General features: G+C 71.9%; 27 protein-coding genes and 1 pseudogene. 15 read left to right on the top strand and 13 right to left on the bottom strand.

Going from position 1 to position 26673, the window contains the following annotated elements:
• The 3 genes and pseudogenes from AX737_RS16395 to AX737_RS16405 all read left to right on the top strand — a co-directional run.
• Positions 1 to 521 (top strand): annotated as a pseudogene (locus AX737_RS16395) (AI-2E family transporter); the annotation flags it as partial.
• A 186-nt stretch (positions 522 to 707) separates the two neighbouring features.
• Positions 708 to 2330, top strand: coding sequence for a hybrid sensor histidine kinase/response regulator (locus AX737_RS16400; RefSeq protein WP_066923158.1), 1623 nt, complete (start codon positions 708 to 710; stop codon positions 2328 to 2330).
• Between the two features lie 27 nt (positions 2331 to 2357).
• Positions 2358 to 2663, top strand: coding sequence for a plasmid stabilization protein (locus AX737_RS16405; RefSeq protein ID WP_066923161.1), 306 nt, complete (start codon positions 2358 to 2360; stop codon positions 2661 to 2663).
• On the opposite strand, the gene AX737_RS16410 is transcribed toward AX737_RS16405, so the two are convergent.
• On the bottom strand, positions 2660 to 3976 hold the full coding sequence (locus AX737_RS16410; RefSeq protein WP_156453784.1) for a hypothetical protein: 1317 nt from the start codon (positions 3974 to 3976) through the stop codon (positions 2660 to 2662). The genes AX737_RS16405 and AX737_RS16410 overlap by 4 nt on opposite strands.
• A gap of 41 nt (positions 3977 to 4017) precedes the next feature.
• Positions 4018 to 4608 carry a class I SAM-dependent methyltransferase gene (locus AX737_RS16415; protein WP_197430605.1) on the bottom strand — a complete coding sequence of 197 codons (591 nt, stop codon included), beginning with the start codon at positions 4606 to 4608 and terminating at the stop codon, positions 4018 to 4020.
• Between the two features lie 573 nt (positions 4609 to 5181).
• On the opposite strand from AX737_RS16415, the gene AX737_RS16420 reads away from it, so the two are divergent.
• Entirely contained in the window at positions 5182 to 6384 is a 1203-nt protein-coding gene (locus AX737_RS16420; RefSeq protein ID WP_066923169.1) for a complex I NDUFA9 subunit family protein, read from the top strand.
• 136 nt (positions 6385 to 6520) lie between these two features.
• Here AX737_RS16420 and AX737_RS16425 read toward each other — a convergent pair whose 3' ends face one another.
• Complete coding sequence (locus AX737_RS16425; RefSeq protein WP_066923172.1) at positions 6521 to 7231, bottom strand: sulfate transporter family protein; 711 nt, start codon at positions 7229 to 7231, stop codon at positions 6521 to 6523.
• A 134-nt stretch (positions 7232 to 7365) separates the two neighbouring features.
• Here AX737_RS16425 and AX737_RS16430 point away from each other — a divergent pair, with 134 nt between their 5' ends.
• Positions 7366 to 8682, top strand: a complete 1317-nt coding sequence (locus tag AX737_RS16430; protein ID WP_066923175.1) for an FAD-dependent oxidoreductase — start codon at positions 7366 to 7368, stop codon at positions 8680 to 8682.
• An 18-nt stretch (positions 8683 to 8700) separates the two neighbouring features.
• Here the strand turns inward: AX737_RS16430 and AX737_RS16435 are convergent, their stop codons facing one another.
• Complete coding sequence (locus AX737_RS16435; RefSeq protein ID WP_066923178.1) at positions 8701 to 9702, bottom strand: D-glycerate dehydrogenase; 1002 nt, start codon at positions 9700 to 9702, stop codon at positions 8701 to 8703.
• A 263-nt stretch (positions 9703 to 9965) separates the two neighbouring features.
• Between AX737_RS16435 and AX737_RS16440 the strand changes: the two genes are divergently transcribed.
• A complete protein-coding gene (locus AX737_RS16440; protein ID WP_066923230.1) occupies positions 9966 to 10532 on the top strand; it encodes an SH3 domain-containing protein in 567 nt (188 codons plus the stop codon).
• A 65-nt stretch (positions 10533 to 10597) separates the two neighbouring features.
• Here the strand turns inward: AX737_RS16440 and irr are convergent, their stop codons facing one another.
• A complete protein-coding gene (gene irr, locus AX737_RS16445; protein ID WP_066923181.1) occupies positions 10598 to 11110 on the bottom strand; it encodes a Fur family transcriptional regulator Irr in 513 nt (170 codons plus the stop codon).
• Positions 11111 to 11347: 237 nt separating this feature from the next.
• Between irr and fabA the strand changes: the two genes are divergently transcribed.
• The 3 genes from fabA to fabI all read left to right on the top strand — a co-directional run bounded on the left by fabA (position 11348) and on the right by fabI (position 14625).
• Complete coding sequence (gene fabA, locus AX737_RS16450; protein WP_066923184.1) at positions 11348 to 11893, top strand: 3-hydroxyacyl-[acyl-carrier-protein] dehydratase FabA; 546 nt, start codon at positions 11348 to 11350, stop codon at positions 11891 to 11893.
• A gap of 138 nt (positions 11894 to 12031) precedes the next feature.
• Complete coding sequence (fabB, locus tag AX737_RS16455) at positions 12032 to 13258, top strand: beta-ketoacyl-ACP synthase I (protein WP_066923187.1); 1227 nt, start codon at positions 12032 to 12034, stop codon at positions 13256 to 13258.
• Positions 13259 to 13794: 536 nt separating this feature from the next.
• Positions 13795 to 14625, top strand: a complete 831-nt coding sequence (gene fabI / locus AX737_RS16460) for an enoyl-ACP reductase FabI (protein ID WP_066923190.1) — start codon at positions 13795 to 13797, stop codon at positions 14623 to 14625.
• Positions 14626 to 14630: 5 nt separating this feature from the next.
• Here the strand turns inward: fabI and AX737_RS16465 are convergent, their stop codons facing one another.
• Positions 14631 to 14864 carry a hypothetical protein gene (locus AX737_RS16465; RefSeq protein WP_066923193.1) on the bottom strand — a complete coding sequence of 78 codons (234 nt, stop codon included), beginning with the start codon at positions 14862 to 14864 and terminating at the stop codon, positions 14631 to 14633.
• 47 nt (positions 14865 to 14911) lie between these two features.
• Between AX737_RS16465 and AX737_RS16470 the strand changes: the two genes are divergently transcribed.
• The 3 genes from AX737_RS16470 (at position 14912) to AX737_RS16480 (ending at position 17013) form a co-directional block, all read left to right on the top strand.
• Positions 14912 to 15139: a hypothetical protein gene (locus AX737_RS16470; RefSeq protein WP_066923196.1), complete on the top strand. Its 228-nt coding sequence runs from the start codon at positions 14912 to 14914 to the stop codon at positions 15137 to 15139.
• Between the two features lie 61 nt (positions 15140 to 15200).
• The gene (locus tag AX737_RS16475) at positions 15201 to 15440 is read left to right on the top strand and encodes a DUF2188 domain-containing protein (RefSeq protein WP_066923199.1); all 240 of its coding nucleotides are present in this window, start codon (positions 15201 to 15203) and stop codon (positions 15438 to 15440) included.
• Between the two features lie 28 nt (positions 15441 to 15468).
• Positions 15469 to 17013 (top strand): DUF6880 family protein, encoded by a 1545-nt coding sequence (locus tag AX737_RS16480; protein ID WP_066923202.1) that lies wholly within the window; start codon positions 15469 to 15471, stop codon positions 17011 to 17013.
• An 18-nt stretch (positions 17014 to 17031) separates the two neighbouring features.
• On the opposite strand, the gene AX737_RS16485 is transcribed toward AX737_RS16480, so the two are convergent.
• Both AX737_RS16485 and AX737_RS16490 read right to left on the bottom strand, forming a co-directional pair.
• The gene (locus AX737_RS16485) at positions 17032 to 17391 is read right to left on the bottom strand and encodes a DUF427 domain-containing protein (RefSeq protein WP_066923205.1); all 360 of its coding nucleotides are present in this window, start codon (positions 17389 to 17391) and stop codon (positions 17032 to 17034) included.
• Complete coding sequence (locus AX737_RS16490; RefSeq protein WP_066923209.1) at positions 17388 to 18305, bottom strand: methyltransferase domain-containing protein; 918 nt, start codon at positions 18303 to 18305, stop codon at positions 17388 to 17390. Before AX737_RS16490 ends, AX737_RS16485 begins: the two co-directional genes overlap by 4 nt.
• A gap of 179 nt (positions 18306 to 18484) precedes the next feature.
• Here AX737_RS16490 and AX737_RS16495 point away from each other — a divergent pair, with 179 nt between their 5' ends.
• Complete coding sequence (locus AX737_RS16495; RefSeq protein ID WP_066923233.1) at positions 18485 to 18718, top strand: hypothetical protein; 234 nt, start codon at positions 18485 to 18487, stop codon at positions 18716 to 18718.
• Between the two features lie 79 nt (positions 18719 to 18797).
• Positions 18798 to 19121, top strand: coding sequence for a hypothetical protein (locus AX737_RS16500; protein WP_066923212.1), 324 nt, complete (start codon positions 18798 to 18800; stop codon positions 19119 to 19121).
• Between the two features lie 18 nt (positions 19122 to 19139).
• On the opposite strand, the gene AX737_RS16505 is transcribed toward AX737_RS16500, so the two are convergent.
• Positions 19140 to 22193, bottom strand: a complete 3054-nt coding sequence (locus AX737_RS16505; RefSeq protein WP_066923215.1) for an N-6 DNA methylase — start codon at positions 22191 to 22193, stop codon at positions 19140 to 19142.
• A gap of 173 nt (positions 22194 to 22366) precedes the next feature.
• Here AX737_RS16505 and panD point away from each other — a divergent pair, with 173 nt between their 5' ends.
• Positions 22367 to 22828, top strand: coding sequence for an aspartate 1-decarboxylase (gene panD, locus AX737_RS16510; RefSeq protein ID WP_066923218.1), 462 nt, complete (start codon positions 22367 to 22369; stop codon positions 22826 to 22828).
• 379 nt (positions 22829 to 23207) lie between these two features.
• Here panD and AX737_RS16515 read toward each other — a convergent pair whose 3' ends face one another.
• From AX737_RS16515 to AX737_RS16530, 4 genes are all read right to left on the bottom strand, one after another.
• A complete protein-coding gene (locus tag AX737_RS16515) occupies positions 23208 to 23453 on the bottom strand; it encodes a nucleotidyltransferase domain-containing protein (RefSeq protein ID WP_238229959.1) in 246 nt (81 codons plus the stop codon).
• 90 nt (positions 23454 to 23543) lie between these two features.
• Positions 23544 to 25349, bottom strand: coding sequence for a translation elongation factor 4 (gene lepA, locus AX737_RS16520; protein WP_066923223.1), 1806 nt, complete (start codon positions 25347 to 25349; stop codon positions 23544 to 23546).
• 222 nt (positions 25350 to 25571) lie between these two features.
• Positions 25572 to 25772, bottom strand: a complete 201-nt coding sequence (locus AX737_RS16525; protein ID WP_066923227.1) for a hypothetical protein — start codon at positions 25770 to 25772, stop codon at positions 25572 to 25574.
• 75 nt (positions 25773 to 25847) lie between these two features.
• Complete coding sequence (locus AX737_RS16530) at positions 25848 to 26579, bottom strand: DUF2470 domain-containing protein (protein WP_066923236.1); 732 nt, start codon at positions 26577 to 26579, stop codon at positions 25848 to 25850.
• Positions 26580 to 26673: the final 94 nt, after the last annotated feature.

Genomic DNA, 26673 nt, shown 5'->3' on the forward strand with positions numbered 1-26673 from the left:
GCGTGGTGCTGGGGCCCGAGGATCTCGCCCCGCGCTGGCGCGGGCGCACGCCCGTGCTCTGCGTGTCGAGCCGCGGGCCCTTCGACGAGGCCGCCACCCTGATGCTGAGCCAGACCCTCGGCCGCCACGGCCTCGACGCGCAGGTGATGGCGATGAGCGAGATCCGCGAGGGCAGGCGCCCGGAGCGGGTCGAGGAGATCGCGATGATCTGCTTCTCCTACCTCGAACCGGTCAGCCTCTCGCAGATCCGCTTCACCGTGCGGCAGGCACGGGCCGCGGTGCCGGGCGTGCGCGTCCTCGTCGGCTTCTGGCGCGAGCGCGACCCGGCGGGCCTGGAGCGCCTGCGCCGGGCGACCTCGGCGGACGACCTCGTCACCTCGCTCAACGAGGCGCTGGCGGCCGTGGTGGCGGCCTCGCGGGCCCCGGACGGTGCCGCCGAGCGCCCGACCCGGGGTCCGGACGGGATCGGGCGCCCGGGCGTCCCGGCGGACGGGACGTTCCGCCCCCCGGTCCCCGCCTGACCGAGCCGGCCCGTCCGGCCCCCGGATCCGCGACCGGCCTCGCGACCGGCCTCGCGACCGGGTCCGCGACGCCCGGCGCGGATCGTCTGCAGGATCGGCTCGACAGACCGATCGGAGTTTCCCTACGGTGCCGCCGGGTGCGGCGCCCGAGCGCGGCCTTTCCTCCACGACCAAGGCGCCGCCGAGATGCCCGACACGCCAGAGACGCCGCCGGTCGGCCCAGGGGCCCGCGTCGACGAGGGACGCCCGAGCGACGTTGAGGATCCGCACGGCGACATCTTCTTCGCCGCCGTCGAGACCACGCGGATGCCGATGATCGTCACGGACCCGCGCCAGCCCGACAACCCGATCATCTTCGCCAACCGCGCCTTTCTGGCGATGACGGGCTACGCGCCGGAGGAGCTCGTCGGCCGCAACTGCCGCTTCCTGCAGGGCCCCGAGACCGACCGCGAGACGATCGCCGAGGTGCGCCAGGCGATCGCCGAGCGGCGCGAATTCGCCACCGAGATCCTGAACTACCGCAAGAACGGCTCGACCTTCTGGAACGCCCTCTTCGTGAGCCCGGTCTACAACGCGGCCGGCGAGCTGGTCTATTTTTTCGGCTCGCAGCTCGACGTCTCGCGCCGCCGCGACGCCGAGGATGCCCTGGGCCAGGCCCAGAAGATGGAGGCGCTGGGCCAGCTCACCGGCGGCATCGCCCACGATTTCAACAACCTGCTGCAGGTCATCGTCGGCTACGTGGACATCCTGGCCTCGGGGCTCGCCGATCCGGGTGCCGACACGGGGCGGCTCACCCGCGCGACCGAGAACATCCGGCAGGCGGCCGAGCGCGCCACCACCCTGACGCAGCAGCTCCTCGCCTTCGCCCGCAGGCAGCGCCTCGACGGGCGCGCGGTCAACCTCAACACCCTCATCGCGGGCATGGACGAGATGGCCGCCCGCTCGCTCGGCGAGGCGGTGCGGATCGAGCTGGCGCTGGCGCCCGACCTCTGGAACTGCCGGGTCGATCCGACCCAGGCCGAGGTCGCGCTGCTCAACGTCCTGATCAACGCCCGCGACGCGATGGAAGCGGGCGGCACGGTGCGCATCGCCACCGAGAACCGCACGGTCGAGGCGGGCGACGAGGGCGCGTTCGGCGCCCTCCGGGCGGGGCGCTACGTCGGCGTGTCGGTCACCGACACGGGCTCGGGCATCGCGCCGAACCTGCTCGGCCGGGTGATGGACCCGTTCTTCACCACGAAGGAGGAGGGCAAGGGCACGGGCCTCGGCCTCTCGATGGTCTACGGCTTCGCCAAGCAGTCCGGCGGCGCGGCCCAGATCGAGTCGGCGCTGGGGCAGGGCACCACCGTGCGGCTGTTCTTCCCCGCCACCGACAGCGCGGTGCGCGACGCGCGCGCGGCCACCGCCCGGGCGGTCGAGCGGCAGGGCACCGAGACCATCCTGATCGTGGACGACCGCGAGGACGTGGCGGAACTCGCCCGCACCATCCTGCGCGACTTCGGCTACACCACCCTGATGGCGGCCAACGGCCGGCAGGCCCTGGAGATCCTCGAGGGCGGCGAGCGGATCGACCTGCTGTTCTCGGACCTGATCATGCCGGGCGGCATGAACGGCGTCGCGCTGGCCCGCGAGGCGCGACGTCGTCAGCCGCGGCTCAAGGTCTTGCTGACAACGGGCTACGCCGAGGCGAGCCTGGAGCGAACCGACATCGGCGGATCCGAGTTCGACCTCTTGAACAAGCCCTACCGGCGCACCGACCTGATCCGACGGGTGCGCGCGATCCTCGACGGGCCGACCGGCGTCGGCTGAGGGGCGGGCGGAGACGGGAGTTCGAACATGTCCCAGGGCGACAAGTCGAAATACACCGACAAGCAGATCCGCAAGGCCGAGCACATAGCCGAATCCTACGAACGGCGCGGCGTGCCGGAGGCCGAGGCCGAGTCCCGCGCCTGGGCGACCGTCAACAAGGACGACGGCGGCGGCAAGAAGCCCGGCGGCTCCGGGCGTGGCAAGAACACCGGCCACCCGGCGGCACACAAGGGCGGGCAGGCGGGCGGCGAGGCTTCGGCCCGGCGCAGCGCTGAGGCGCGCTCCGCCTCGGCCAGGAAGGCCGCCGAGACCCGCAAGGCGCGGGGCCATTAGGGCGGGCCTGTCCTGGAGGCCTCGCGCCTCGGCGCGGGCCGGGATGGCCGACCGGAGGCCTCACGGGCGCTCGACCGCGTGCCGTTCCCCGACCGCGCGGACGGGGCGGCCGAAATATCGCGCGCCCTGCCCCGGTTCTGCCGCAACCGGAAGACCTGCGTGCAGATGACGGCCACGGCGATCGTCATGGAGAGTACGCCCAGCCCCGTCCCGATGCGAACGCCGGAGAAATGGGTGAGGTAGGCTCCGAACGAACCGATCTGTATCGCGACGGCCGCGCCGACCGACCAGCGGCGCGTATGGGCGATCGCCAGCGCGTAGGAGAGGGTATCGGCCATGAAGAAGTATCGGTCTCCCATCTTGGGGAGTACGAACGGAATCAGCGTCACGCTGGCCAGCGCCACCAGCAGGAGATCGCTTCCCCTGTCCCTGCGCACGAAGCCCAGGCCGGCGATCAGCAGGCCGACGACCAAGCCTGCAAGGATTCCCAGCACCATGCCTGCAGGCTGGGGAACGAGACGCAGGTACTGCACGAACGTCCAGGGATTTGGTGCGTTCATCGAGAGCCACGGGTAGGCGTGGGACTGCTCGACATAGATCATCGCCAGGTCGAGGGCCGGGCGCCCGGCTATCCAGGCAGGCAGCATCATGAGTGCATACATGATCGGAGGTATGATCAGGATTCCGATCGGCGCCTTCCGTGAGATGACCAAGTAAAGTAGGAATGGTCCAAGGAAGATCGCCTGCAATTTTATGGAAATGGCGATGCCGAATGCGGCCATGCAGGTGAGCAGATCCTCGCGCTCGGCTCGGGCGATCGCGATGAGGATGAAGCCCGTGTAGTAGGACTCGATCTGTCCCCACGCGGCGGCATTCAGGACGACGCTCGGAAGCAGAAGATATGCGATCGCGCCGCAGATCGCGATGTCTCGGCGGACGTAGCACGAGAGCAGGTAGTACAGCGAGGCTGCGCAGAAGACGGCTCCTGAGATGGAGACGATCTTGATGACGGTCAGGTCGTCAGCGAGCGGGCCAGCATGGCTTCCGAGGAACAAGAGATAGAGATAGGGAGGCGTATAGTTTCCCGCGTTGTTGGCTTCGAGCACGAGTACCGGAAGATTGATCGAGAGCGTCTGAGCGATTCCGTGATCGTGAATATGCCTCAGCCACGGCAGAAACCACCAGTGGACGTCCGCGGACTCGACCTGCAGGAGGCTCCTGTAGAGCACGATGATCGTCGTTATGGCAGCCAGCAGGATTGCGATGCGGTAATGCGGTCTCAAACGCTGGGGCGTCATTGCGGCGGAATGCATAACGGAGTCTCCCAAGCGTTCGGCGACGGGGATCGCCGGCATCATCGGCTGCAGTTTTGGCGGCTCAGCGATCGGCCTGATATCAAGTAATGACCATACCATAGGGTCGAATAGAAGCGCGGCGGGTCGAGCTCGATTCCGGCATCTCGCAGAAATCCTATCGTCGATTTCGGGTCGCGCGGATTGGCCCATTCCCTGGCGAGCAGAAGATCATGGAATTGATTGGCCCAGGCTTGCCAGCGACGCCCGGCGTCGATATCGAGAATGACGATGCGTGAGCCACCGCGCATTTTCGCGACGATGCGTCCGAGGAAGGCGGCCTGTTCCTGCCTCGGAACATGATGCAGGACATCGATCATGGTCACGACATCGAAATCGCTCAGATCCGGGACATAGTCGGCCCCGCGAAGCGATACGGAGATGGACGGCTCGAGCTTGGAGAACTGCTGTCCTGCCGCGATCGCCTCGGCCGAGACGTCGTACCCTTGGGCGCGGATCGCGGATCTGAGCCGCCGGATCAAGTACAGGAACGAGCCGGATCCGCAGCCGATGTCGTAGACCCGCGCCTCTGACGGAATGTGATCGAGCACCGCGTGCAGCGGACACACATACGGCTGGTAGTGCGTCTTCACCGCACTCATCCCGCGCATAGGACGCGCAGGGCTCTTCATCTCGTGAATCCGCGTCTCCCGCCGCAGAGATAGGGCATGATTCATTGCAGAGACCTTTCCTGCGGTGGCTGAAGTGAAGGGGTTTTGCAGTTTTGCTGCAGTTATTCTTCCATGGTGCGTCGTGGAGGCAGCCTCTCTTGCGAGCTAGGCCGAATCTCATCAGGGGTATGCTTCGGCGCGCGGACGGAGCTCGGGATCCGCGGAGGTTCGCTCGATGCCGCCGCGAGGGCTCGGTCGCCGCGCCGTCTCGAGCCTGGTCGGCGGCAGCGCACCACGGACGCCGCGCGGCGGAGGGGCGCCGGGCAGGCCCGCAGCTTCCCGGTCCGGCGATCCCGGGTCCCGGGCCCGGCACGCGCTGAGCCGATGCCGCGCATCCGTGCCGCGGTACGGCCGTCCAGGCTCGTTTGCGGCAGGCCCTGTCACGATTGCGCGCAGGACCCGGCTCCCCTCGACCCAGAATTGCGATAAGTAGCGGCACCGACAAGCCCGACGGCGCGCGCGGGCGCCGCCACGAGGATGCGAGATCAGCAGGCGATGACCGGCCCAACCACACAGTCCACCCCATCGTCCGACAGCCCGGCGGCGCATTCCGGTCCGGTGCGGCCGGCCTCGCAGCTCGTGACGATCTTCGGCGGCTCGGGCTTCGTCGGGCGGCACGTGGTCCGGGCGCTGGCCAAGCGCGGCTACCGCATCCGCGTGGCGGTGCGCCGGCCCGACCTCGCCCTGTTCCTGCAACCCCTCGGCAAGGTCGGCCAGATCGTCGCCGTCCAGGCGAACCTGCGCTACCCCGACTCGGTCGCCCGCGCGGTCGCAGGCTCCGACGTGGTGATCAACCTCGTGGGCATCCTGCAGGAGAGCGGGGCTCAGAGCTTCCACCGCCTGCAGGCCGAGGGGCCGGGCCTGATCGCCCGCGCCGCCGCCGCCGAGGGCGCCCGGATGATCCACGTCTCGGCGATCGGTGCCGAGGCGGGCGCCGACACGGCCTATGCCCGCACGAAGGCCGAGGGCGAAGCGGCCGTGTTCCGGGCGGTGCCCGACGCGGTCGTGTTTCGCCCCTCGCTGGTGTTCGGCCCCGGCGACAGCTTCTTCAACCGCTTCGCGGGTCTCGCCCGCGCCCTGCCGGTGCTGCCGCTCGCGGGCGCCGGCAGCCGGTTCCAGCCGGTCTTCGTGGGCGACGTCGCCGAGGCGATCGCCCGGGCGGTCGACGGCCGGGTCCCGGCGGGCAAGGTGTACGAGCTCGGCGGCCCCGAGGTCGCGACGCTGGAGCATCTCGTGCGCTACATGCTGGACGTGATCCGCCGCAAGCGCCTGGTGATCGACCTGCCGCTGCCGCTCGCCCGGCTCCAGGCGGGCTTCCTCGAGATCGCCGACACCCTGACTCTCGGCCTGCTGCCCGCCGACCTGAAGCTCACCCGCGACCAAGTCATGCAACTCCAGCACGACAACGTGGTCTCCGAGGCGGCAAAGGCCGAGGGGCGCACCATCGAGGCGCTCGGCATCCAGCCGACCGCCGCCGAGGCCGTGGTGCCGGGCTACCTCTGGACCTTCCGCAAAGCCGGGCAGTTCTCGACCGGCCGCGGCTCCGAGGCGCTCGCCGAGGTGCCTGATCTCCTCACCAACAAGCCGCTCGATCCGGGCTCGCAGCACCGGCCCGAGCGCGCCTCCGGCCCGGCGCTCGCCGCCGATCCCGGCGGCGCACCCGGCAACAAGGGCGCCCGCTGGGGCTCCAGGCGCTAGGCCCGCGATCCGCGCGCCTCACGCCTCACCCGGCATCCCTCGCCGTGCCGGTCTGTGGGGATATGCGGGACGCACGGTCGAAGTGCGAGGCCAGCGCGGCGACCGTGCCCCGGAAACGGGAGGAGGCGTGTGCGGATCAGCGCAGGCGCGGCGTCGGCGCCGGGGCGGGAAGCCGCCGGGCGAGGCGCTTGTGGACGTGCACCATCAGGGCGATGCCGAAGAGCGGCGTCACGAGGTTGAGGACCGGCACCACCATCATCCCGGCGAGCAGGCAGCCCGCCGCGAGCGTGGTCGTGGCGTAGTCCCGCCGCATCGCCGCCGCCTCCGGCAACGGCCGGAAGCGGGCGGCGGCCATCTCGAAATACTCGCGCGAGAGCAGGTAGGCGTTCGCCGCGAAGAAGGCCGCGATGCCCACCACCGGCACGAAGAAGATGATCAGCGCGCCGACGTTGACGATGAGCGTCAGCCCCGCGAAGCGCGCCGCGTAGAGCATCGCGATCCCAAAGGGCAGGGCCCGGCCCGGCGGCTCGTCGGGGAAGTCGGTGCGCTCGACGATCTCGGCCGCGTCGTCGAGGAAGAAGCCCGCCACCAGGATCGAGACCGCGGGCATCACGTAGGCGAGCGCCACGAAGAGCCCGAACCCGGCCAGGAAATAGGCCAGCGTGTCGAGGAGCGGGTACTGCTCCGAGATGTGGTGGCTCGCCTGGAACCACTGGATCAACCGCGTCAGCCCGAACCAGACCAGGACGAGGAGGCCGAGCGTCAGCCCGAGCGACTTCCATAGGATCGCCCGCAGCGGCGGCGACAGGGTCTGGCGGAGTGCCGCGAGGGCGGACTGGATCAGCATGCCGGGTTCGACTCGTCCGCGCCGCAGCCTCGGCGCCCGGCAGGTGTGGGGCGCCGACGAGCCAGCCGCAAGGCTTCACCCCCGGGCCCCGGGCACCAGATGAGCCCTCGTCCGAGTCCGACAGGCAACACCGCATGAGCCCCACCGGCACGCCGGCCCACGCCCATCACCGTCCGAGCCTCGCGCCCCGCCTCGCACCGCTGCCCGACGATCCGGCGGTGATCGTGGTCGGCGCGGGTGCCGCCGGCATCGCGGCGGCCCGGGCGCTCGCGGCGCGCGGGATCGCGGTCGCGGTGCTGGAGGCGCGCGACCGTGTCGGGGGACGCGCCTTCACCACCACCTTGCGCGGTCATGCCGTCGATCTCGGCGCGCACTGGCTCCATGCCGGGCCGATCAACCCGCTGGTCCGGCTCGGCCACGCCCGCGGCGAGCCGCTCCGGCGCGCGCCGCAGGACGGGCATGCCTGGGTCTCGGGCCGGCCCGGCCGGCCGGCCGAGAGGCAGGCCTCCGCCCGCGCCTTCGACCGGGCCGACCGGGCCATGACGCGGGGCGCCGCCGGGGAAGGGCCCGACCGCGCGGCCTCGACCGCGCTGCCGCCCGCTCTCGGCCCCTGGGGCGCCCGGGTGGCGCAGGTGCACGGGCTGGTCTCGGGCCGGCCGCTCACCGAGGTCTCGCTGCACGATTTCCCGAGCCTGGAGTACGGCGACAACTTCTTCCTCGCCGGCGGCTACGGCGCCTATCTGGCCCGGCTGGCGCAGGGCCTGCCGATCGCCCTCGGGCGGCCGGTCACCGGCATCGACTGGACGGGGGCGGGCGTGACGGTGACGACGCCGCAGGGGCCGCTACGAGCCCGCGCGGTCGTCGTCACGGTGCCCGTCATGGTGCTGTGGGAGAGCCTGCGCTTCACGCCGGCCCTGCCGGGGCCGGTGCGCGCCGCGATCGACGGGTTCAGCCGCGGCATCTACGAGCACGCGGTGCTGCACTGGCCCTCGAGCCCGTTCCGGGGCGCCGACCGGCTCGTCGCGATGGCGGGCGGGCGACAGGTGCCCTCGGGGCTCCTCGCCCGGATCGACGGCACGCCGTTCCACTTCTACGAACTCGACATCCGCGACGCCGCCGCGATCGACGCCGTCGACGGCGATGCCGACCGGGCGCGCCGCCACGTCCGCGCGGTGATGGCCGAGCATTTCGGGGCGCGAGCCCTCCGCGACCTCACGATCCCGGCGGTCAGCGCGTGGCGGCACGATCCCTGGTCGCGCGGCTCCTGGGCGGTGGTGCCGCCGGGGCATGCGGGGGCCAGACAGGCGCTGCAGGCGCCGGTGGGTGACCGGATCTGGTTCGCGGGCGAGGCGCTCTCGCGCCTGCAATGGGGCACGGCGGGTGGCGCCTACGAGGAAGGGACCCGCGCCGCCGAGGCGGTGGCGGCGCGGCTGAGCAACGGGGCGGCGTGAGGCGCGCGCCCTAAGCCCTCAGAGCATGCTCGGCAGCACGCGGTCCGGCGGGCGGTGGCCGTCCATGAAGGTCTTGATGTTGATGATGACCTTCTCGCCCATGTCCATGCGGCTCTCGTGGGTGGCCGAGCCCATGTGGGGCAGCAGCACCACCTTGCCGGTCCGGGCGAGCTTGACGAGGCGCGGGCTCACCGCGGGCTCCTGCTCGAACACGTCCAGGCCGGCCCCCGAGACGTCGCCTGCCTCGATGAGACGGGCCAGCGCGTTCTCGTCGATCACCTCGCCGCGGGCGGTGTTCACCACGATCGCCTCGCGCTTCAGGAGCTTGAGGCGGCGGGCCGAGAGCAGGTGGTAGGTGGCCGGCGTGTGCGGGCAGTTCACCGAGACGATATCGACCCGCGCCAGCATCTGGTCGAGGGATTCCCAATAGGTCGCGTCGAGCGCGCTCTCGATCGCGGCCGGGACGCGGCGGCGGTTGTGGTAGTGGATCTGCAGGCCGAAGGCGCGGGCGCGGCGGGCGAGCGCCTGGCCGATCCGGCCCATCCCGACGATACCGAGACGCTTGCCTGTAATGCGGCGACCGAGCATCCAGGTCGGCGACCAGCCGGTGTTCCACTCGTCGTCCGGGATGATGCGCGCGCCCTCCGTCACGCGGCGGGCGACCGCGAGGATCAGCGCCATCGTCATGTCGGCGGTGTCCTCGGTAAGCACGCCCGGCGTGTTGGTGACGGTGATGCCGCGCTCCAGCGCCACGCCCACGTCGATGTGATCGACGCCGTTGCCGAAATTGGCGATGAGCCTGAGGTTCGGCCCGGCCTGGGCGAGGAGGCCCGAATCGATCTCGTCGGTCACGGTCGGCACTAGCACGTCGGCCTCGCGCAGGGCTGCGGCTAGCTGCTCGGGGCCCATGGGCTGGTCGTCGGCGTTGAGGCGCACGTCGAAGAGTTCGCGCATGCGCGTCTCGACGGCGTCCGGCAGGCGCCGCGTCACCACCACGAGCGGCTTGCGCTTCGACGTCATCTGTCCTCCCTCGCGCCAGGGCGCATGGTCCGGCCTCTTGTCCGCCCCCTCGACGCGGTGCGGGCCCGCCGGGTTCCGGTGGGCGCAAGCGTCCGTTAACCGAACTCCGCCAGTACGATCGGGCGTCGTGCGGGGCCGTCGACGGGCGGGTTTCGGGCCTCCGGCCTCCTTACCAGAGCGAGGGCGGAACACAATCCGGGCGGCCGCCGGCGACGCACAGGCAAAGGCCGGCAGGAGCCGGCGACAGGATGGGAGACCGCACGATGCGCATTGCCCGAACGCTCCTGGCGGGCGCGGTCCTGCTGCTCGCCGGGCCGGCTCCGGTCGCGCCGGCTCTCGCCGCGCCCGCGGCCCCGACGCCCGAGACCGCGCTCGGCCCAGTCACGAAGCTGCCGCTGCCCCGCTACGCCAGCCTGAAGACGGACCGGGTCAACCTGCGCGAGGGGCCCTCCAAGGACCACCGCACCCTCTGGGTGTTCCAGCGGGCGGGTCTGCCGGTGGAGATCGTCGGCGAGTTCGAGACCTGGCGGCGGATCCGCGATTCGGAGGGCACCGAGGGATGGGTGCTGCACTCGCTGCTGTCGGGCCGCCGCACTGCCCTGGTCACGGCGCCGAAGAGCGACCGCAACGCGGTGCCGCTGCGGGCCAGCGCCGCCGACGACGCCCGCGACGAGGCGCGGCTGGAGGCCGGGGTGATCGGCAGCGTCAAGAACTGCACCGGGACGTGGTGCCGCCTCGTCGTGCCCCTGCCGGGCAAGCGCGGCGACGTGGACGGCTACATCCGGCAGAACCGCCTCTGGGGCGTCTATCCCAACGAGCGGGTCGAGTAGGCTTCCGGAACGAGAAAGGCCCGGGGATCGCCCGGGCCTCTCCGAAAAATCCGTGCGCCTCGCGCTCAGCCCTGGCGGCGCGCCCCGGCGCGGCGGCGCAGGCGCACGATGACCTCGACCCCCGCGATCTCCATGCCCTCGGGCGCCTCGGGCAGCGAATCGACGGTGATGCCGCAATCGGGCATGTCCATCACCTTGGCCTCGTCCTCGAGGTAGAAGTGGTGGTGCTCGGTCGGGTTCGTGTCGAAATAGGCCTTCGACCCGTCCAGCGCGAGCTGGCGCAGCAGGCCGGCTTCCGTGAACTGGTGCAGCGTGTTGTAGACGGTGGCGAGCGAGACCGGCACCTTGGCGCGCATCGCCTCGTCGTAGAGCATCTCGGCCGTGAGGTGGCGGTCGCCGCGGCCGAAGAGCAGCCAGCCGAGCGAGAGGCGCTGGCGGGTCGGGCGCAGGCCGGCGCGGCGCAGGCGGTCGCGCAGGTCCGAGAGCGGGCAGCCGCGGCGGCCGGCGGCGGACGCCTCCGCGGAGAGCGGGGTGGTCCGGCCGTTCAGGACGGCCTGCAGGGGCAGCAGCTCGGACATCGGCGGACGGGATGCTCTCTGGAATACATGTAGATTTGATCGAGGATTATACGGAACCGCAGCCGCAGCCGCAACCCGAGTCCGGGACGCGACCGCGGACGGGCGAAACTTTGAAGGCGCCCGGGCCCGTGTTAACGAGGCGCCGAATGCCGGACCCGCCCGCCGGGTCTTCGGCGGCGCCCGCCCCGGGCGCCGCGGCCGAGCGACCGCGATCGATCAGGGAACCGAAACGCCCCCATGTCCTCCGACACCAACGCGCCCCAGACCGCATCCGAGGCGAGAGCCCGCGCGTCGAGCTACACCTACGAGGACCTGCTGGCCTGCGGGCGCGGCGAGCTGTTCGGGGCCGGCAACGCCCAGCTTCCGCTGCCGCCGATGCTGATGTTCGACCGCATCACCGAGATCGGCAGCGAGGGCGGCGCCTACGGCAAGGGGCTGGTCCGGGCCGAGTTCGACATCCGTCCCGACCTCTGGTTCTTCCCCTGCCACTTCAAGGGCGACCCGGTGATGCCGGGCTGCCTCGGCCTCGACGCGCTCTGGCAGCTCGTCGGCTTCCATCTGGGCTGGCTCGGCTCGCCGGGCCGCGGCCGGGCGCTCGGTGTCGGCGAGGTGAAGTTCACCGATCAGGTGCTGCCGACCGTCCGCCAAGTCGTCTACGGGGTCGATCTCAAGCGCGTGCGCCAGGGCAAGCTGGTGCTGGGCATCGCCGACGGCTGGCTGGAGGCCGACGGCAAGCGCATCTACGAGGCGCAGGATCTGCGCGTCGCGCTGTTCCAGAGCTGATTTTTCGCTCGCGGGGCTGCCGGCCGGGAGCGGACGCGCGCTCCCGGCCGTTGCCCCGGCAGTTGCGAACGGGCGGGCTTCGTCCTAGCTGACCGGGAGAGCGCGGGTCCACGGCCCGCCGCGGAGACAGTTTTTTCCATGCGCCGTGTCGTCATCACCGGGATGGGCATCGTCTCGTCCATCGGCAACAACACGCAGGAAGTCCTCGCCTCCTTACGCGAGGCGCGCTCGGGGATCGCGCGCGACGCGTCGCAGGCGGCCCACGGCTTCCGCAGCCAGGTTTCGGGCGCCCCGAGCCTCGATCCCGAGGGCGTGGTCGATCGGCGCGCCATGCGCTTCCACGGCGGCGGCACCGCCTGGAACCACGTCGCCATGGAGCAGGCGATCCAGGACGCAGGTCTTGAGGCCGGCGACGTCTCGAACGACCGCACCGGCATCATCATGGGCTCGGGCGGCCCTTCGACCCGCACCATCGTCGAATCGGCCGCGATCGCGACCGAGAAGGGGCCCAAGCGCGTCGGGCCCTTCGCGGTGCCCAAGGCCATGTCCTCGACGGCGTCCGCGACGCTCGCGACGTGGTTCAAGATTCGCGGCGTGAACTACTCGATCTCTTCCGCCTGCGCGACGTCGAACCACTGCATCGGCAACGCCGCCGAGATCATTCAGGCCGGCCGCCAGGACGTGATCTTCGCGGGCGGCTGCGAGGAGCTCGACTGGACCCTCTCGGTCCTGTTCGACGCCATGGGGGCGATGTCCGCGAAGTACAACGACACCCCGGCCCGGGCGTCCCGCGCCTACGATGCGGGCCGCGACGGATTCGTGATCGCGGGCGGTGCCGGCGTTCTGGTGCTGGAGGAGTACGAGCACGCGAAGGCCCGCGGCGCCCGTATCTACGGCGAGGTCGCGGGCTACGGCGCGACCTCGGACGGGCACGATATGGTTGCCCCCTCCGGCGAGGGCGCGGTCCGCTGCATGCAGCAGGCGATCTCGGGCCTGAAGGGCGCCAGGATCGACTACATCAACCCGCACGCCACCTCGACGCCGGTCGGCGACGACAAGGAGATCGAGGCGATCCGCGAGGTCTTCGGCCGCGGCGAGGCCTGCCCGCCGATCGCGGCGACGAAGTCGCTCACCGGCCACTCGCTGGGCGCCACGGGCGTCCAGGAGGCGATCTACTCACTGCTGATGATGAACAACGGCTTCATCTGCGAGAGCGCCCACATCGACGAGCTCGACCCGGCCTTCGCCGACATGCCGATCCTGCGCCAGCGGCGGGACGACGCGAAGCTCGGCCACGTCCTCTCGAACTCCTTCGGCTTCGGCGGCACCAACGCGACGCTGGTGCTGAAGCACGTCGACGCCTGAGGCCGCGACCCTTCGGCCATCGGCGGAATAATGCTGGCCCGGAACGTTTCTGTTCCGTAAACGCTGTCCTCGCACCTCTGCGGGAGACAGCGCGTGGTCCCCTTCCTCGTTGCCACATTGGGCGGGCTCGTTTTCGCGGGCGCCGCCATGGTCTTCGTCCGCCAGCGCCTGATCGAGGCGGCGCGCGAGGACACCCGCGGCTACTTCTGAGCGGCCACGCCGGGTCCCCGGCGGATGAAGCTCCCCTTTCCCGGACGCCTGGAACGGAGTGGAAGGTGATCCGGGATCCAGCAGGGGAAGTGCCGCGAAGCGGCTCGATCTCCAGCACCGCCATTGTGTTCGGACGCTTCGCGTCTCCTTGCGCTGGATCCCGGATCACCCTCCGCTGACGCTCCGGGCGTCCGGGAAAGCGCCGGTGATGGTCGAGGCCGCCTCGCCCCAGCCCATTGGACAGCGCGAGGACCGGCGCGCTATGGCTCGGCCCTTCTACGGCGCCCCTTCGGGGGCCGATGCGGCACCAGGGACGAGCGGATCGCATGACGGGATTGATGGCGGGCAAGCGCGGCCTGATTATGGGCGTTGCCAACGATCACTCGATCGCCTGGGGCATCGCCCGGATGCTCCACCAGCACGGCGCCCGCCTCGCCTTCACCTACCAGGGCGAGGCGCTTGGTCGCCGCGTCGGCCCGCTCGCCGCCAAGCTCGATTCCGACGTGGTGATTCCCTGCGACGTGGAGGATCTGGCCTCGGTGGACGCCGCCTTCGACCGCCTCGACGCGGCCTTCGACGGCGCGCTCGACTTCGTGGTCCACGCCATCGGCTTCTCCGACAAGGCGCAGCTCAAGGGCCGCTACCTCGACGTCACCACGCGCGACAACTTCGTGCGCACCATGACGATCTCGTGCTTCTCCTTCACGGAGATCGCCCAGCGGGCGGCCCGGCGCATGCGGAACGGCGGCTCGCTCCTCACGCTCACCTACGGCGGCTCGACCCGGGTCATGCCGAACTACAACGTGATGGGGGTCGCCAAGGCGGCGCTGGAGGCGTCCGTGCGCTACCTCGCCTCCGATCTCGGCCCGGACGGCATCCGCGTCAACGCGCTCTCGGCGGGCCCGATGCGCACGCTCGCGGGCGCCGGCATCGCGGATGCCCGGCTGATGTTCAACCACCAGAAGGCGCACGCGCCGCTCCGGCGCACCGTGAGCCTGGACGACGTCGGCGGCTCGGCCCTCTACCTGCTCTCCAGCCTCTCGGGCGGCGTGACCGGCGAGATCCACTTCGTGGATTCGGGCTACAACATCATCTCGATGCCGCGGCCCGACGTGCTCCAGGCCCAGGACGAGGCCGGCGTCGTCGGCGACGCCTGAGGCGCTCAGTACGGGATGCGGCCGGGCGGCAGGAATTCGGGCTCGGCGGGGGCTCCGCCGCGCGGCCGGCGCGCCCGCACCACCCGGCGCTCGCGCCGTTCCACGAGGTGCGGCGGGGGCGGCTCGGAGGGGTAGTTCGAGGCGAAGGGATTCCGCGGCACCCCTTGCGCCCGCGCCGCCGGCGCGGCGAGGCCGAGGGTGGAGGCGGTCAGGATCGTGAGGGAGAGCAGGATGCGCATGCGCGCCTCCTGAGACCGCAATCGTGACGCCAGTAGGGTGAGCGCCCATGGAACCGCACCGGTTCGAGCAGGACGGCGAGGCGTACGAGGTCCGCTTCGAGCGCGTGGACGGGGCTTGGGTCGCCCATATCCGGCGCGTCGCGGACGACGCTTTGCGCAGCCTCGCCTTCCCGGACGGCGTCGGCTACGCCGCCGACGATGTCCGCGGCTCGCTCATCGCGGGCTGCGAGGCCGCCGCCGCAAGCTTCGCGGACGGCCCGCCGACCCGCCACTGAGGAACCGCCCCCGGATCTCCCGTGTTCGCGCTCCAACGATGACACGCGTCGAGGAGCATTCATGACCGAGGTGACCTACCACATCGTCGAGCACGACGGCGGCTTCGCCTACAAGGTCGGCGACGTGTTCTCCGAGACCTTTCCGAGCCGGGACGCGGCGCTGCAGGCGGCACAGGCCGCCGCGGCCGAGCAGCAGGTGCCGGGCTCGACCGAGGGCATCCGCTACCAGGATGGGGCGGGCAGCTGGCACGACGAGACCGCGCGCGGCAACGACCGCCCGGTGACGAAGGTCGAGGGCTGACGACGGACCGGGGAGGCTTCGGAGCACGATGGCGCGTCGAAAGGCTCGGGCGGCGGAGACGGAGGCCGCCCCGGAATCGGACGGCCCGGCGCCCGAGGCTTCGGCGAGGTCCGCGCCCGCGCCGACGCGTCTTCCCAAGGGCGCGCGGCGCACCACGCCATCGGCCGAGACCCTGGCCGCCCTCGATCGGGACCGGCTGATCGGCCTCGTCCTCGACGAGACCCGGCGCAACCCGGCCTTCCGCAAGCTGGTGAGCGCGGCGCTCGCCGCCCGGCAGGGGCCGGACGCCGTCGCGCGGATCGTCGATCGCAGGCTCGCCGCCCTGGAGGGCGCGCGCGGCTACATCGACTGGCAGAAGGGCCGCGCCTTCGCGCTCGACCTCGACGCCACCGTCTCGGTGATCCTGAACGAGCTGCGCCCGCTCGACGGCGAGGCCGCCCTGGAGCGGCTCCTGCGCTTCCTCGGCGGCGCCGAGAGCGTGTTCGCCCGGGTCGATGACGGGGCCGGCACCGTGCAGGGCGTCTACGACCGGGCCGCGGAGGCGGCCGTCGAGATCGGCGCCGCGCTGCCCTCCGGGACGGCCGCGCGCTTCGCGAGCGGGTTGCTCCCGCGTGTGCTCGCCGATCCGACCGGCGCGCTCACCGTGCTCCTGCGCGGATTGGTCGGTCGGCTCGATCCGGAGGCGCTGGCGCCGCTGGACGCAGAGGTGGCGGGGCTGGTGGCGGAGCCGGGCAAGAGGACGGGCCGCCGCGAGACGGAGACGCTGCAGAGGCTCCGGCGGCTCGTGCTGCTGCGCCTGCGCCAGGACATCGCCGAGCGCCGCGGCGACGTCGACGCCTTCATCGCCTTCGAGCTGGAGGCGATGCCGGGCTCGCCGGACCGGCTCGACATCGCGACGCGCCTGCTCCGGGCCGACCGTCCCGCGGAGGCGCTCGACTGGCTGCGCCGGGAGACCCCCCAGCCGCTCACCCGCGCCGACCTGATCGCAGGCCTCGACGAGATGGCGATGGAGCGCGAGCGGGCGGTTCTGGAGATCCGGGCGCTCGACGCCCTGGGGCGGGACACGGAGGCGCAGGACCTGCGCTGGCGGGGCTTCGCGGCGCGCCTCGACGCGGAGATGCTGCGGGCCTACCTCGCCAAGCTGCCGGATTTCGAGGACGACGAGGCCCTGCGGCGCGCCTTCGCGGTCGTGGAAGCCTTTCCCGACCCGCACCGCGCGCTCGGCTTCCTGGTGCGCTGGCCGGACCTCGACCGGGCGGCCCGGCTGGTGACCGGGCGGCCCGGGATCTGGGAGGGCGAGCGCTACACCATCCTGGCCCCGGCCGCCGACGCCCTGGCGCAGGCTCATCCGCCGGCCGCGACGATCCTCTACCGGGCGCTCATCGACGACATCCTGGGTCGCGGGCGCAGCCAGGCCTACACGCACGCCGCCGCCTACCTCTCGGAACTCGACCGGCTCGCCGAGCGCGCCGATCTCGGCGGCGCGGAGCCGGACCCGGCGGAGTACCGGGCCGGGCTGAGGCGCCGGCACGGGCGCAAGTACGGCTTCTGGGATCTGGTCGAGGGCGCCTGAGCCCGCGGGGCGGCCCCCTCAGTCCTGCTCGATCGCATCGACCCGGTCCGGGTAGAAGGCCAGATGACCGCGGATCGCCGCCACGGCGGGGAACGGGTCCTCGTAGCTCCAGACCGCGTCGCCGCGCTGCGCGTCGCCGGCCCGCAGGTCGTAGTAGCTCGCATCGCCCTTGTAGGGGCAGTGGCTGCGCCGGGCCGAGGGCGTGAAGTGCTCCAGCCGCGCGTCCGCCCGCGGAATGTAGAGCACCGGCAGGTAGCCGCCCTCCTGCAGGCTCAGGGCGGCGCGCGTCTCGGCCACGACCGCGCCGTTCAGCACGACCCGGATGCGGCCCGGATGCGGCAGGATGGCGATCGGGTGGTCCGGGCCGGGCTGCTTCATCGCGTGCTCCTCTCGTCGGGCATGGTCTCGGGTGTGATCTCCTGCGTGCCGAGCGCGTCGGCGAGCCGCGCCTGGGCGCTTCCCGGCCGCAGAGGCTTCTGCTGGCTCTCGTGCGGGGCCCAGCCGGAGAGCCAGAGCAGCTCGAAGGTCGCCCGCACCCGGCCGTCCGGGTCGGCGAAGCGCGTCGCGTAGATCTCGGCCGCCCGGAGCAGGGTGTCGCGCCGCAGGGGCGTGCGTCGGCGCTCGCCGAGCGCGTTGGTCAGCCCCATGGCCCGCAGGTCGCGCATCAGCCCGAACGGGTCGGCGTAGCGCACGGTCACCGTCTCGCTGTCCACCACCGGCAGGGCGAAACCCGCCCGCTGCAGCAGGCCGCCGACCTCGCGCACCGCCGCGAACGGGGCGACGCGGGGGCTGATGCCGCCCTCCATCTCGCTCTCGGCCGCGGCGAAGCTCTGGCGCAGCTCCGTCAGCGTCGCCCCGCCGAGCAGGCAGCCGAGGAACAACCCGTCGGGCTTCAGGGCGCGCCGCACCTGCACCAGGGTGCCGGGCAGGTCGTTCACCCCCTGGAGGGCGAGCAACGACACCGCGAGGTCGAGGCTGGCCGCCGCCACGGGCAGCGCCTCCGGATCGGCGACGGCGCCCGCGATGCCGGGTTCGGGCGCTTCCGGCAGCGGTGCGAGGCGCAGGATCCGGCCGCCGTCGATGCGCCGCGCGAGGATCCGCGCCGCGGCCGGGGTCGGCGTCCCGAGATCGAGCGCGCTGGAAAAGCTCCGCAGGACCGTGCCCAGCCGGTCGTCGAGATCCTCCGCCGCGCGGGCGAGCAGGAAGTCGGCGTAGCCGCCTGCGCGGCCGTTCGCGTGCGCCCGGGCGAGGCGTCGGCGGGCGAGGGCGGTGTCGAAGAGGGGCGTGTCCATGCGCCGCCTAGATGGCGCCCGCGAGGCCCCGGCGCCAGCGTCCGCCGCCGCGCCGCGGGCATGGCTCAGCGCGGACGCCTGCGCGCGGCCCTGCGCGGGTGCTTCACACCTGCGCGAGCCCGGAACGCGGGATTACGGCGGGCCGTTCTTCGTGCCACGGTAGGTAGGAGAACACCATGATGACGCGCATCCTCGTCGGCGCCCTCGCGCTCACGGCACTCGCCTGGACCGGGGCCGCCGAGGCCAAGGGCTGCATCAAGGGCGCCGTGGTCGGCGGCGTCGCCGGCCACTATGCCGGCCATCACGGTCTCCTCGGGGCCGCCGCCGGCTGCGCGGTCGGCCGCCACCGCGCCAACAAGCAGGCGCGCCAGGACAGCGAGGCCACGGGTCAGGCGCAGCCCGCCGGGCGCTGAGGCGAAACTGCGCGGTAATGCTGCCGGTTGCCGTTTCATCGGGGTCGGCAGCCGGCCCGCAGCAGGACATTTCGCACCGATGCGACCTTCCGCACGCTCGCCGTTCCGCCGCCGCCTCGCGGCCTCGGCCCCGCTCGCCGTCCTCGTCCCCGCCGCGGCCTGTGCGCAGGGCGTCGGCTTCGCCACCGGCCTGCCCGGCCGCGACCCGGCGGGCGAGGACGCGATCGGCTGGGGGCCGGCCTACCGGCCCGAGACCAGCTTCTCACAGCCCGGTACGCCGCCGACGCCGGGCGACTATGCGGGCGCCGCCTACCGGGCGCGGACCGGCCGCGGCGTCTACGACCGGCCGGTCCGCGAACGGATCGAGCGGGCTCCGCAGCGGCGTCGTCACCGCGACTGGTGAGCGGCCCCGGGACAAGCCTCAGGCCTCCTCCAGTTCGGGCTCCGCCGGCGCAGCCTCCGGCGCGAACGGATCCGGCCCGAGCAGATCCGCCACCAGCGCGTCCATCCGGGCGGCGATGCCGTCCGCCGCCAACGCCGCGCGGATCGCCCGCCGCGCGCGCTGGAACGGTGTGCCGGGCTCGATCGGCACCGCGCCTGCCACCCGCTCGGCCTCGGCCGCAGCGGCGGCAAGATCCGCGTGGAGCTGGATCCGCCCATCGAAGAGCGGGATCGGCAGGGTGAACATCAGCTTGTCGAAATGCCGCGCGCCCTGCTCCCCGCGGGCCTGGAGATGAACGATCCGGCGACGGACCGTATCGCTGTTGAGGACGGCCAGCAGGTAGTGGGCCTCGATGCCAACCGCGACATCCGCCCAGTAGAGGACGTGATCGATGATGGCGGTCTCGTCGGTGACGATGCAGGCCGCCGGGCGCTGGCCGGATTTCGAGAATACCACGCGCAGGCACCGGGTCGGGAACTGGTTCGCGAGGCCGTTGTGGAAGTTCCAGCGCTGGCTCAGCGTCATCCGGCCGGCGCTGGTGCGCTGCCAGATGCCGTCCGCCCGCTCCATCCAGTCGGCGAGCCGGCCGAAGCCGCGATTGCCCGCCTGGCGCGCGTCGAGCACCGTGCCGGCCTCGTCGATGGGGACGATCCCCTCGAACGGCTGCAGCACCCGGAACGGCGCGATCGACTCGCCGAGGTGGACCGGCCGCAGGAAGCGGCGCTCGACCGCACCCTCCAGCGCGTCGAGGGCGCGATAGCGCGGATCCTCGAGGTTCGAGCGCCGGCTGCGCACGGCCGGCGCCGCCTGGCTGGCGCCGAGGCGTCCCCCGTCGCGGCGCTCGACGAGGCAGAGCATCCGCGGCACCAGCGTCGCGCCCTGGCGGAACCGGTCCCGGTAGGGCGAGGCCGCCGCGAAATCGACTGCGCGCGGCGCGGCGGCAGGGCCCGCGGTGACGTGGCGGTCCGCCAGCTCTTCGGGCGCGTCCTTGAAGGGCAGGTGGCCCGCGAAGGCGGTGACCCGCTCCGGCGTCGGTCGCGCCCGCTCGGCGACCTCGGCGAACAGCACGCAGGTCGGCACCCGGAAGAGCGGCGCCACGGCCTGGTTGTCGAGCATCCAGGCCTCCGTGAAGGCGGCGCGCACACCCGTCCAGTCGCCGGTGCGGAAGGCGCGGTACTGGCCGCGGCTGAGGGCGGCCATCGGCAGAACCATGGCGAGGCGCCCGCCCCGGCGCCGCGGGCCGGCCGGCCGCGCGTAGAGTTCGGCGCAGCGCACCAGGAACAGCCCGGAGAGGTCGGTCTGCGTGACGAGGCGCGCCTCGTCCGCCCCGACCCAGACGCCGAGGCGGCGCGCCGTCTCGCGGAAGCGCTCCTGCATGTCCTCGGACATGTAGCGGTAGGCGAGCCAGGGCGGGTTGCCCAGCACCACATCGACCCGCGCCCCGTCCGAGAGGGCGACCGGTCGGCTGAGGTTGCGCGCGACGAAGCCCCAGACATGGTCGCGGCCGGCGCGCCTGAGCCGGTCGTAGGTGAGGTAGGTCGCCCGCAGCGTCCCCCGGTGCTCGGCCGGCACCCCGAGGGCCGCGAGGCCGCCGAGGAACGCGTCGGCGTCGCGGCCCGCCTCGCTCGCGTCGTGGAGCGCGGCGACGACCGCGTCGAACAGGGCGGGGTCGGCGCAGAGCCCGAGCGGGAAGCGCAGCACCGAGCCGCCGGTCCGCCGCGATCCCGGCGGCGGCGGCGCGACGACGACGAGGTCCTGCTCGACCGCGTCGCGCCGGACGTTCCACTGCAGCGCGTCGCCGAGATAGACCGGCAGCGAGATGGCGTCCTCGCGCGCGAGCAGGGATTCGCCCAGCGCCAGCAGGTAGGTGACGCGGGCGAAGATCACCGCGACCGGGTGCACGTCGAAGCCGGTGACCGTGGCGCAGCAGGCGGCCGCCACGGCGCCGGCCGGCATCCCGGCCGCGGCCAGCGCCTCGCGCTTCAGCCGCACCGCGTGGAACAGGAAGCTCCCTGAGCCGCAGGCGGGGTCGAGGCAGCTCTGCGCGGCCGGAGCGTCGAGGGCACGGCGCACCACCTTCCGGGCGAGCCAGTCGGGCGTGTAGTACTCGCCCAGGTCGTGGCGCTGCTCCGGGTCGATCAGCGATTCGTAGAGCACCTTCAGCAGATCGACGTCCACGCTGCCGAGATCGAAGCGGGCGGCGTGGCCGGCGAGGCTCGCGACGATCGCGGGCCCCTCCGGCGCGCCCAGGATCCAGCCGAAGAAATCCTCCTCCACGGCGCCGTGCACCCCGGCATCCCGGAAGGCGCGCCCGTCGAGGAGATCCTCGGGCGAGCGGCCGTGGATGCGCATCGCCCCGGCCGCGATCGCCTTGGCGAGGATCACCAGGTAGGTGTGCTGCAGCCAGAGGTCGTCGCCGCCCACCGCCTTGCCGTAGACGAAGCCGAGATGCCGCTCCCAGAGCTGGCGCTTGAGCGCCGCCTCGGGATCGCCCGCCACCGCGGCCCAGGCGGTCCGCAGCAGCGCGTGGGTGCGCGCGAAGGCGACGCTGCGCCGCCCGAGCTCGTTCGTGATGCCGGGGGCGTCCGCCGGCAGCCAGTCGCGCACCGCGATCACGCCCTCCAGCCACGCCGTGAGGTCGCGGGGCTCGGCGGCGCGCGCGTCGCAGGCGCCGAGCGGCACGAGGGCGCCGGCGCGCATCTCGTAGGCCACGAAGCGCGCCCCGTCGGTGGCGAGGCCGACATAGCGCTGGCCGGTCGCCGCCTCGCGCTCCGGCAGGTAGCGGGCGAGCTGCGCCTCCGCCGCCGCCGACTCGCGGCGCAGGTCGGCCTTGATCTCGATGAGGGTGCGGCCGAGGAGGGCATCGACCCGGCCACGCACCTCGGGGAGCGCCTGTTCGAAGGCGATCTGCTCGCTGCGGGCTCCGAGCGCGCCCGTGAGCAGGCGGTGCAGCAACGCCCGCACCTTCTCGTGGCCGGGCCGACGGGCGAGTTCGGCGACGACGGCTTCGAGTTCGGCTTGGGTGATCGGCATGGGCTACCTCAGATATCTCAGGTAGCTAAATTCACCTCAGGTTATATTGCAAGACGGGCATGTCCCGGCGCATGACCTGAGGTAAAGGAAATCTCCCATCGGTAGCCCGCTGGAGCGGGAGCCGGTACAAGGGCCGCGGACACGTCCGGGCCACGGGCGGCCGGGGGGATCAGATGCAGAGTTTCGTGCGGGCCAAGCTGCACGGCATCCGGGTGACGGGCGCCGACCTCAACTATCACGGCTCGATCACCCTCGACGCCGACCTCTGCCGCGAGGCCGGGCTCGACCCGCTCGAATTCGTCGAGATCTGGAACAAGATGTCGGGCGCGCGCATCAGCACCTACGTGCTCTACGGCCCGGCCGGCTCCGGCTGCTGCGTGCTGAACGGGGCCGCGGCCCGCACCTGCCAGGTCGGCGACGAGGTGATCATCGCCTCTGCGAGCTACGGCAGCGTGGACGACGTGATCAGTCACAAGCCGCGGGTGCTGATCTTCGGCGAGGGCAACCGCGTGGTGGACCGGGTCGTCTACGACGTGTTCCGCGACGAGGCGGGCCGCCTCGACATGCGGATCATCGAGGCGGAGACGGGTGCGGAGGAGGCGCCGCGGGTGGCGACGCAGATCCGGGTGGTGTGAGGTTCAGAAGGCGCGTCGATCCTTCCCAGCGGAACAGGGTGATCGCCCGTGGGCAGCGTACCTCGCTATCAGGTCCGGTATCTTTGACCCGGAGAAGCGCGGGTCCCCTCTCCCGTGCGGGAGACGTCTGCTTTCGCAGAAAGCCGGGTGAGGGGCCCAGAGCGTACCGGACGAAATGCTGCGGTTCCGCGGCAACGTCCTGCTCTGTTCGTAGCGTTCTCATCCCTCACCCCAACCCTCTCCCGCACGGGAGAGGGCGCGCGGTGCGGTTTAGGTTCTTCGACGGGCCTTCCAACGCGCAGGGCCACCTGTCCTCCGCGATCATTCACGCGGCCCGCGGGGTAGGATGCCGCGGCAACTTCGGTCACCCAGAAATGCGTCAGAGCACCTGGATCGCCTCTCGCTCGATTGCGGGGCGCAGGTGAGGATGCAGGCCGTCCCGCGTCGTCAGATCGACCGCCGATCCGAGCTCGCGCGAGAGCCGGTCCTCGACGCGGATCAACTTCACGAAGCCGAAGCGCTCGTAATCGGGATCGACGAACAGGTCGACATCGCTGCCGTCCCGCGCCTCGTCCCGCGCCACCGAGCCGTAGAGCCAGAGGTGCTGGACGCCGGATCGGCGCAACTCGGCCTCGGAGGCGCGTAACAGCGCAATGACATCGTCCCGGCGCATGAGTCCGGGTCTAGCACGTCCGCGCCGCGTGGACGATCGGGCTCAATCGTCCATCTTCAGCGCGGCGATGAAGGCTTCCTGCGGGATCTCGACCCGCCCGAACTGGCGCATGCGCTTCTTGCCCTCCTTCTGCTTGTCGAGGAGCTTGCGCTTGCGCGAGATGTCGCCGCCGTAGCACTTGGCGGTCACGTCCTTGGAGAGCGCCCGGATCGTCTCGCGGGCGATGATCTTGCCGCCGATCGCCGCCTGGACGGGGATCTGGAACAGGTGGCGGGGGATCAGGTCCTTCAGCTTCTCGCACATCGCCCGGCCGCGCGATTCCGCCCGGGTTCGGTGGACCAGCATCGAGAGCGCGTCGACGGGCTCGGCGTTCACCAGGATCGACATCTTCACGAGGTCGCCCTCGCGGTAGTCGGAGACGTGGTAGTCGAACGAGGCGTAGCCCTTCGAGATCGACTTCAGGCGATCGTAGAAGTCGAACACCACTTCATTCAAGGGCAGGTCGTACACGACCATGGCGCGCTTGCCGACGTAGTTGAGGTCGATCTGGACGCCGCGGCGGTCCTGGCAGAGCTTCAAGACGCCGCCGAGATACTCGTCGGGCGTGAGGATCGTGGCGCGGATCCAGGGCTCCTCGACCGTCTCGATCTTCATCGGGTCGGGCATGTCGGCGGGGTTGTGCAGCTCCCGGATCTCGCCGTCGCGCATGGCGAGGCGGTAGACCACGGAGGGCGCCGTCGAGATCAGGTCGAGGTTGAACTCGCGCTCCAGCCGCTCCTGGATGATCTCGAGGTGCAGGAGCCCGAGGAAGCCGCAGCGGAAGCCGAAGCCGAGCGCGGCGGAGGTCTCCATCTCGTAGGAGAACGAGGCGTCGTTGAGCCGGAGCTTGCCCATGGCCGAGCGCAGGTTCTCGAACTCGGCCGCGTCCACCGGGAAGAGGCCGCAGAACACGACGGCCTGGACCTCCTTGAAGCCCGCCATCATCTCGGTGGTCTGGCGCTTGTCCTCGGTGATGGTGTCGCCGACGCGGGTGTCGGCCACCTCCTTGATCGAGGCGGTGAGGAAGCCGACTTCGCCGGGGCCGAGCTCGCCGATATCGGCCATCTTCGGCCGGAACACGCCGATCCGATCGACGCCGTAGACCGCGTCCGCGCCCATCATGCGGATGGTCATGCCCTTCTTCAGCACGCCGTCCACGATGCGCACCAGCACCACGACGCCGAGATAGACATCGTACCAGGAATCGACCAGCAGCGCCTTCAAGGGCGCCGCGCGATCGCCCTTCGGCGGCGGCAGGCGCTTGACGATCGCCTCCAGCACCGCCTCGATGTTCAGCCCGGTCTTGGCCGAGATCGGCACGGCGTCGGAGGCGTCGAGCCCGATCACCTCCTCGATCTGCTCCTTCACCCGGTCGGGCTCGGCCGCCGGCAGGTCGACCTTGTTGAGGACGGGCACGATCTCGTGGTTGGCGTCGAGCGCCTGGTAGACGTTGGCGAGCGTCTGCGCCTCGACGCCCTGGCTCGCGTCCACCACCAGCAGCGAGCCCTCGCAGGCGGCGAGCGATCTCGAGACCTCGTAGGCGAAATCCACGTGGCCGGGCGTGTCCATCAGGTTGAGGACGTAGTCCTTCCCGTCCTCGGCCTTGTACTCCAGCCGGACGGTGTTGGCCTTGATGGTGATGCCGCGCTCGCGCTCGATGTCCATCGAGTCGAGCATCTGCTCGCCCATGTCGCGGAGCGCCACGGTGCCGGTCGCCTGGATCAGCCGGTCGGCCAGCGTCGACTTGCCGTGGTCGATATGCGCCACGATCGAGAAGTTGCGGATGTTGTCGATGGGCGCAGCGGTCATCGGCGGGGGTCTCCGGCGCGCGGCGGGCCCCGGGGGCGGCCGCTCCGCGCCGTGTCAGGAACGGGAATCTGTGTCGGTGAGGCGCGGGATAGCAGGGGGCCGTATCCGCGCCAAGCGCCGGCCGGACGCAGGGGCCGGAAACGCGCGCGGGCGCGGACGGCCGCGAGAGCCGCCCGCGCCCGAGGGCGCCCGGAGGGCGTCAGGCCTGGAAAGACCCCGCGCTCAGCGGCCGCGATCGCGGATCAGCCGCTCGATCTCGGCCTCGCCGTGGGCGCGGGCCTTCGCCTCGGTCGGGTGCTTGCGGTCCGAGCGCTGGTGCAGCTTGCCGTTCTTGCGGATGCTCCACTGGAACAGGCTGCCGGACTCGCCGACCGGTTCGACGTCGAGGCTGAAGGGGTAGGTGTCGGTCTGGATGTCGCTCATCCGGCCTATATGGTGCGCCGCGTCGCCCTTGCCAGAGGACGAACGCGCCAGGGCACGAAAGCGGCGCCCGAACGTTCAGGGCGCGCCCGCCTCCGCCCGCGCCTGGGCGGCCATCGCCACGAGCGCCTTGCGCAAGGCCCCCATGTCGGAGACCCGCTCCGGATAGGCCACCCGCACGGCGCGCTCGCCCGCCACGAGGTCCATCCCCTCCGGATCGAGCCCGGTGAGCTGCCAGCGTCCCTCGCCCCCGCCGGCCCCGGCCGCGTAGAGCGCCAGCGCGTCGGCATGGTCGGCGTTCATGTGCTCGACCGCGCCGCGCTCGCCAGCCACCACGCCCTCGGCGCCCGCGAGATCGAGGAGGAGTTCCGCCCGCGTCAGCGTCGCGGCCTTGGCGAAGCCGCCGTTCAGGTGGCCGGCGGACGGGTCGAGCGCGAAGAACCCGAAATCGGGGAAGTCCGCGTAGAGCTTCGCCTTCGGGTGGCGGGCGAGGAAGCGCTCGCGGGCGCGGGGCTCCGGGGTCGGCGCCGCCCGGCCCACCACCGTGAGGCGCGGATGGGCCAGCGGGTCGCCCTTGCCGCCGGCCGAGAAGAGCAGCGAGCAGCGCGGGTCAGCGAGCAGGTTGCGGGTGTGGGCGGAGAGGCGCGAGAGCAGCATCAGGGGCGTGCCGTCCGCGTCGGTCGCCATCGTCACCAGCGAGCAGAAGGGCGTGCCGTCGGGCTCCAGGGTGGCGAGCGCGCCGGAGCGGACCGTGCGCAGGAGGTCGCGCGCCAGCCCCACGGCGTCGAAGCCGGCTTCCGCGGCCGGCAGCGGCCGCGCCGGCCCGCGCCGCGCGCCGTCCGTGCCCCCGGCCGCCTCGCCCCGGCGGCCGAAATGCCTATGATCGGAGCAGGATCGCCCGGAA

The organism is Methylobacterium sp. CCH5-D2, assembly GCF_001556475.1.
GTDB lineage: Bacteria > Pseudomonadota > Alphaproteobacteria > Rhizobiales > Beijerinckiaceae > Methylobacterium > Methylobacterium hispanicum.

What these genes read in the sequence shown, in the direction of transcription:
- lepA (WP_066923223.1), bottom strand. Translation starts at nt 25,349, where the DNA reads ATGACCGCTGCGCCCATCGACAACATCCGCAACTTCTCGATCGTGGCG.
- AX737_RS16425 (WP_066923172.1), bottom strand. Translation starts at nt 7,231, where the DNA reads ATGCTGATCCAGTCCGCCCTCGCGGCACTCCGCCAGACCCTGTCGCCG.
- fabI (WP_066923190.1), top strand. Translation starts at nt 13,795, where the DNA reads ATGACGGGATTGATGGCGGGCAAGCGCGGCCTGATTATGGGCGTTGCC.
- AX737_RS16410 (WP_156453784.1), bottom strand. Translation starts at nt 3,976, where the DNA reads ATGCATTCCGCCGCAATGACGCCCCAGCGTTTGAGACCGCATTACCGC.
- AX737_RS16470 (WP_066923196.1), top strand. Translation starts at nt 14,912, where the DNA reads ATGGAACCGCACCGGTTCGAGCAGGACGGCGAGGCGTACGAGGTCCGC.
- AX737_RS16505 (WP_066923215.1), bottom strand. Translation starts at nt 22,193, where the DNA reads ATGCCGATCACCCAAGCCGAACTCGAAGCCGTCGTCGCCGAACTCGCC.
- AX737_RS16490 (WP_066923209.1), bottom strand. Translation starts at nt 18,305, where the DNA reads ATGGACACGCCCCTCTTCGACACCGCCCTCGCCCGCCGACGCCTCGCC.
- AX737_RS16485 (WP_066923205.1), bottom strand. Translation starts at nt 17,391, where the DNA reads ATGAAGCAGCCCGGCCCGGACCACCCGATCGCCATCCTGCCGCATCCG.
- AX737_RS16430 (WP_066923175.1), top strand. Translation starts at nt 7,366, where the DNA reads ATGAGCCCCACCGGCACGCCGGCCCACGCCCATCACCGTCCGAGCCTC.
- AX737_RS16495 (WP_066923233.1), top strand. Translation starts at nt 18,485, where the DNA reads ATGACGCGCATCCTCGTCGGCGCCCTCGCGCTCACGGCACTCGCCTGG.
- AX737_RS16400 (WP_066923158.1), top strand. Translation starts at nt 708, where the DNA reads ATGCCCGACACGCCAGAGACGCCGCCGGTCGGCCCAGGGGCCCGCGTC.
- fabB (WP_066923187.1), top strand. Translation starts at nt 12,032, where the DNA reads ATGCGCCGTGTCGTCATCACCGGGATGGGCATCGTCTCGTCCATCGGC.
- AX737_RS16420 (WP_066923169.1), top strand. Translation starts at nt 5,182, where the DNA reads ATGACCGGCCCAACCACACAGTCCACCCCATCGTCCGACAGCCCGGCG.
- AX737_RS16435 (WP_066923178.1), bottom strand. Translation starts at nt 9,702, where the DNA reads ATGACGTCGAAGCGCAAGCCGCTCGTGGTGGTGACGCGGCGCCTGCCG.
- AX737_RS16475 (WP_066923199.1), top strand. Translation starts at nt 15,201, where the DNA reads ATGACCGAGGTGACCTACCACATCGTCGAGCACGACGGCGGCTTCGCC.
- AX737_RS16500 (WP_066923212.1), top strand. Translation starts at nt 18,798, where the DNA reads ATGCGACCTTCCGCACGCTCGCCGTTCCGCCGCCGCCTCGCGGCCTCG.
- AX737_RS16525 (WP_066923227.1), bottom strand. Translation starts at nt 25,772, where the DNA reads ATGAGCGACATCCAGACCGACACCTACCCCTTCAGCCTCGACGTCGAA.
- irr (WP_066923181.1), bottom strand. Translation starts at nt 11,110, where the DNA reads ATGTCCGAGCTGCTGCCCCTGCAGGCCGTCCTGAACGGCCGGACCACC.
- AX737_RS16440 (WP_066923230.1), top strand. Translation starts at nt 9,966, where the DNA reads ATGCGCATTGCCCGAACGCTCCTGGCGGGCGCGGTCCTGCTGCTCGCC.
- AX737_RS16480 (WP_066923202.1), top strand. Translation starts at nt 15,469, where the DNA reads ATGGCGCGTCGAAAGGCTCGGGCGGCGGAGACGGAGGCCGCCCCGGAA.
- AX737_RS16405 (WP_066923161.1), top strand. Translation starts at nt 2,358, where the DNA reads ATGTCCCAGGGCGACAAGTCGAAATACACCGACAAGCAGATCCGCAAG.
- panD (WP_066923218.1), top strand. Translation starts at nt 22,367, where the DNA reads ATGCAGAGTTTCGTGCGGGCCAAGCTGCACGGCATCCGGGTGACGGGC.
- AX737_RS16465 (WP_066923193.1), bottom strand. Translation starts at nt 14,864, where the DNA reads ATGCGCATCCTGCTCTCCCTCACGATCCTGACCGCCTCCACCCTCGGC.
- fabA (WP_066923184.1), top strand. Translation starts at nt 11,348, where the DNA reads ATGTCCTCCGACACCAACGCGCCCCAGACCGCATCCGAGGCGAGAGCC.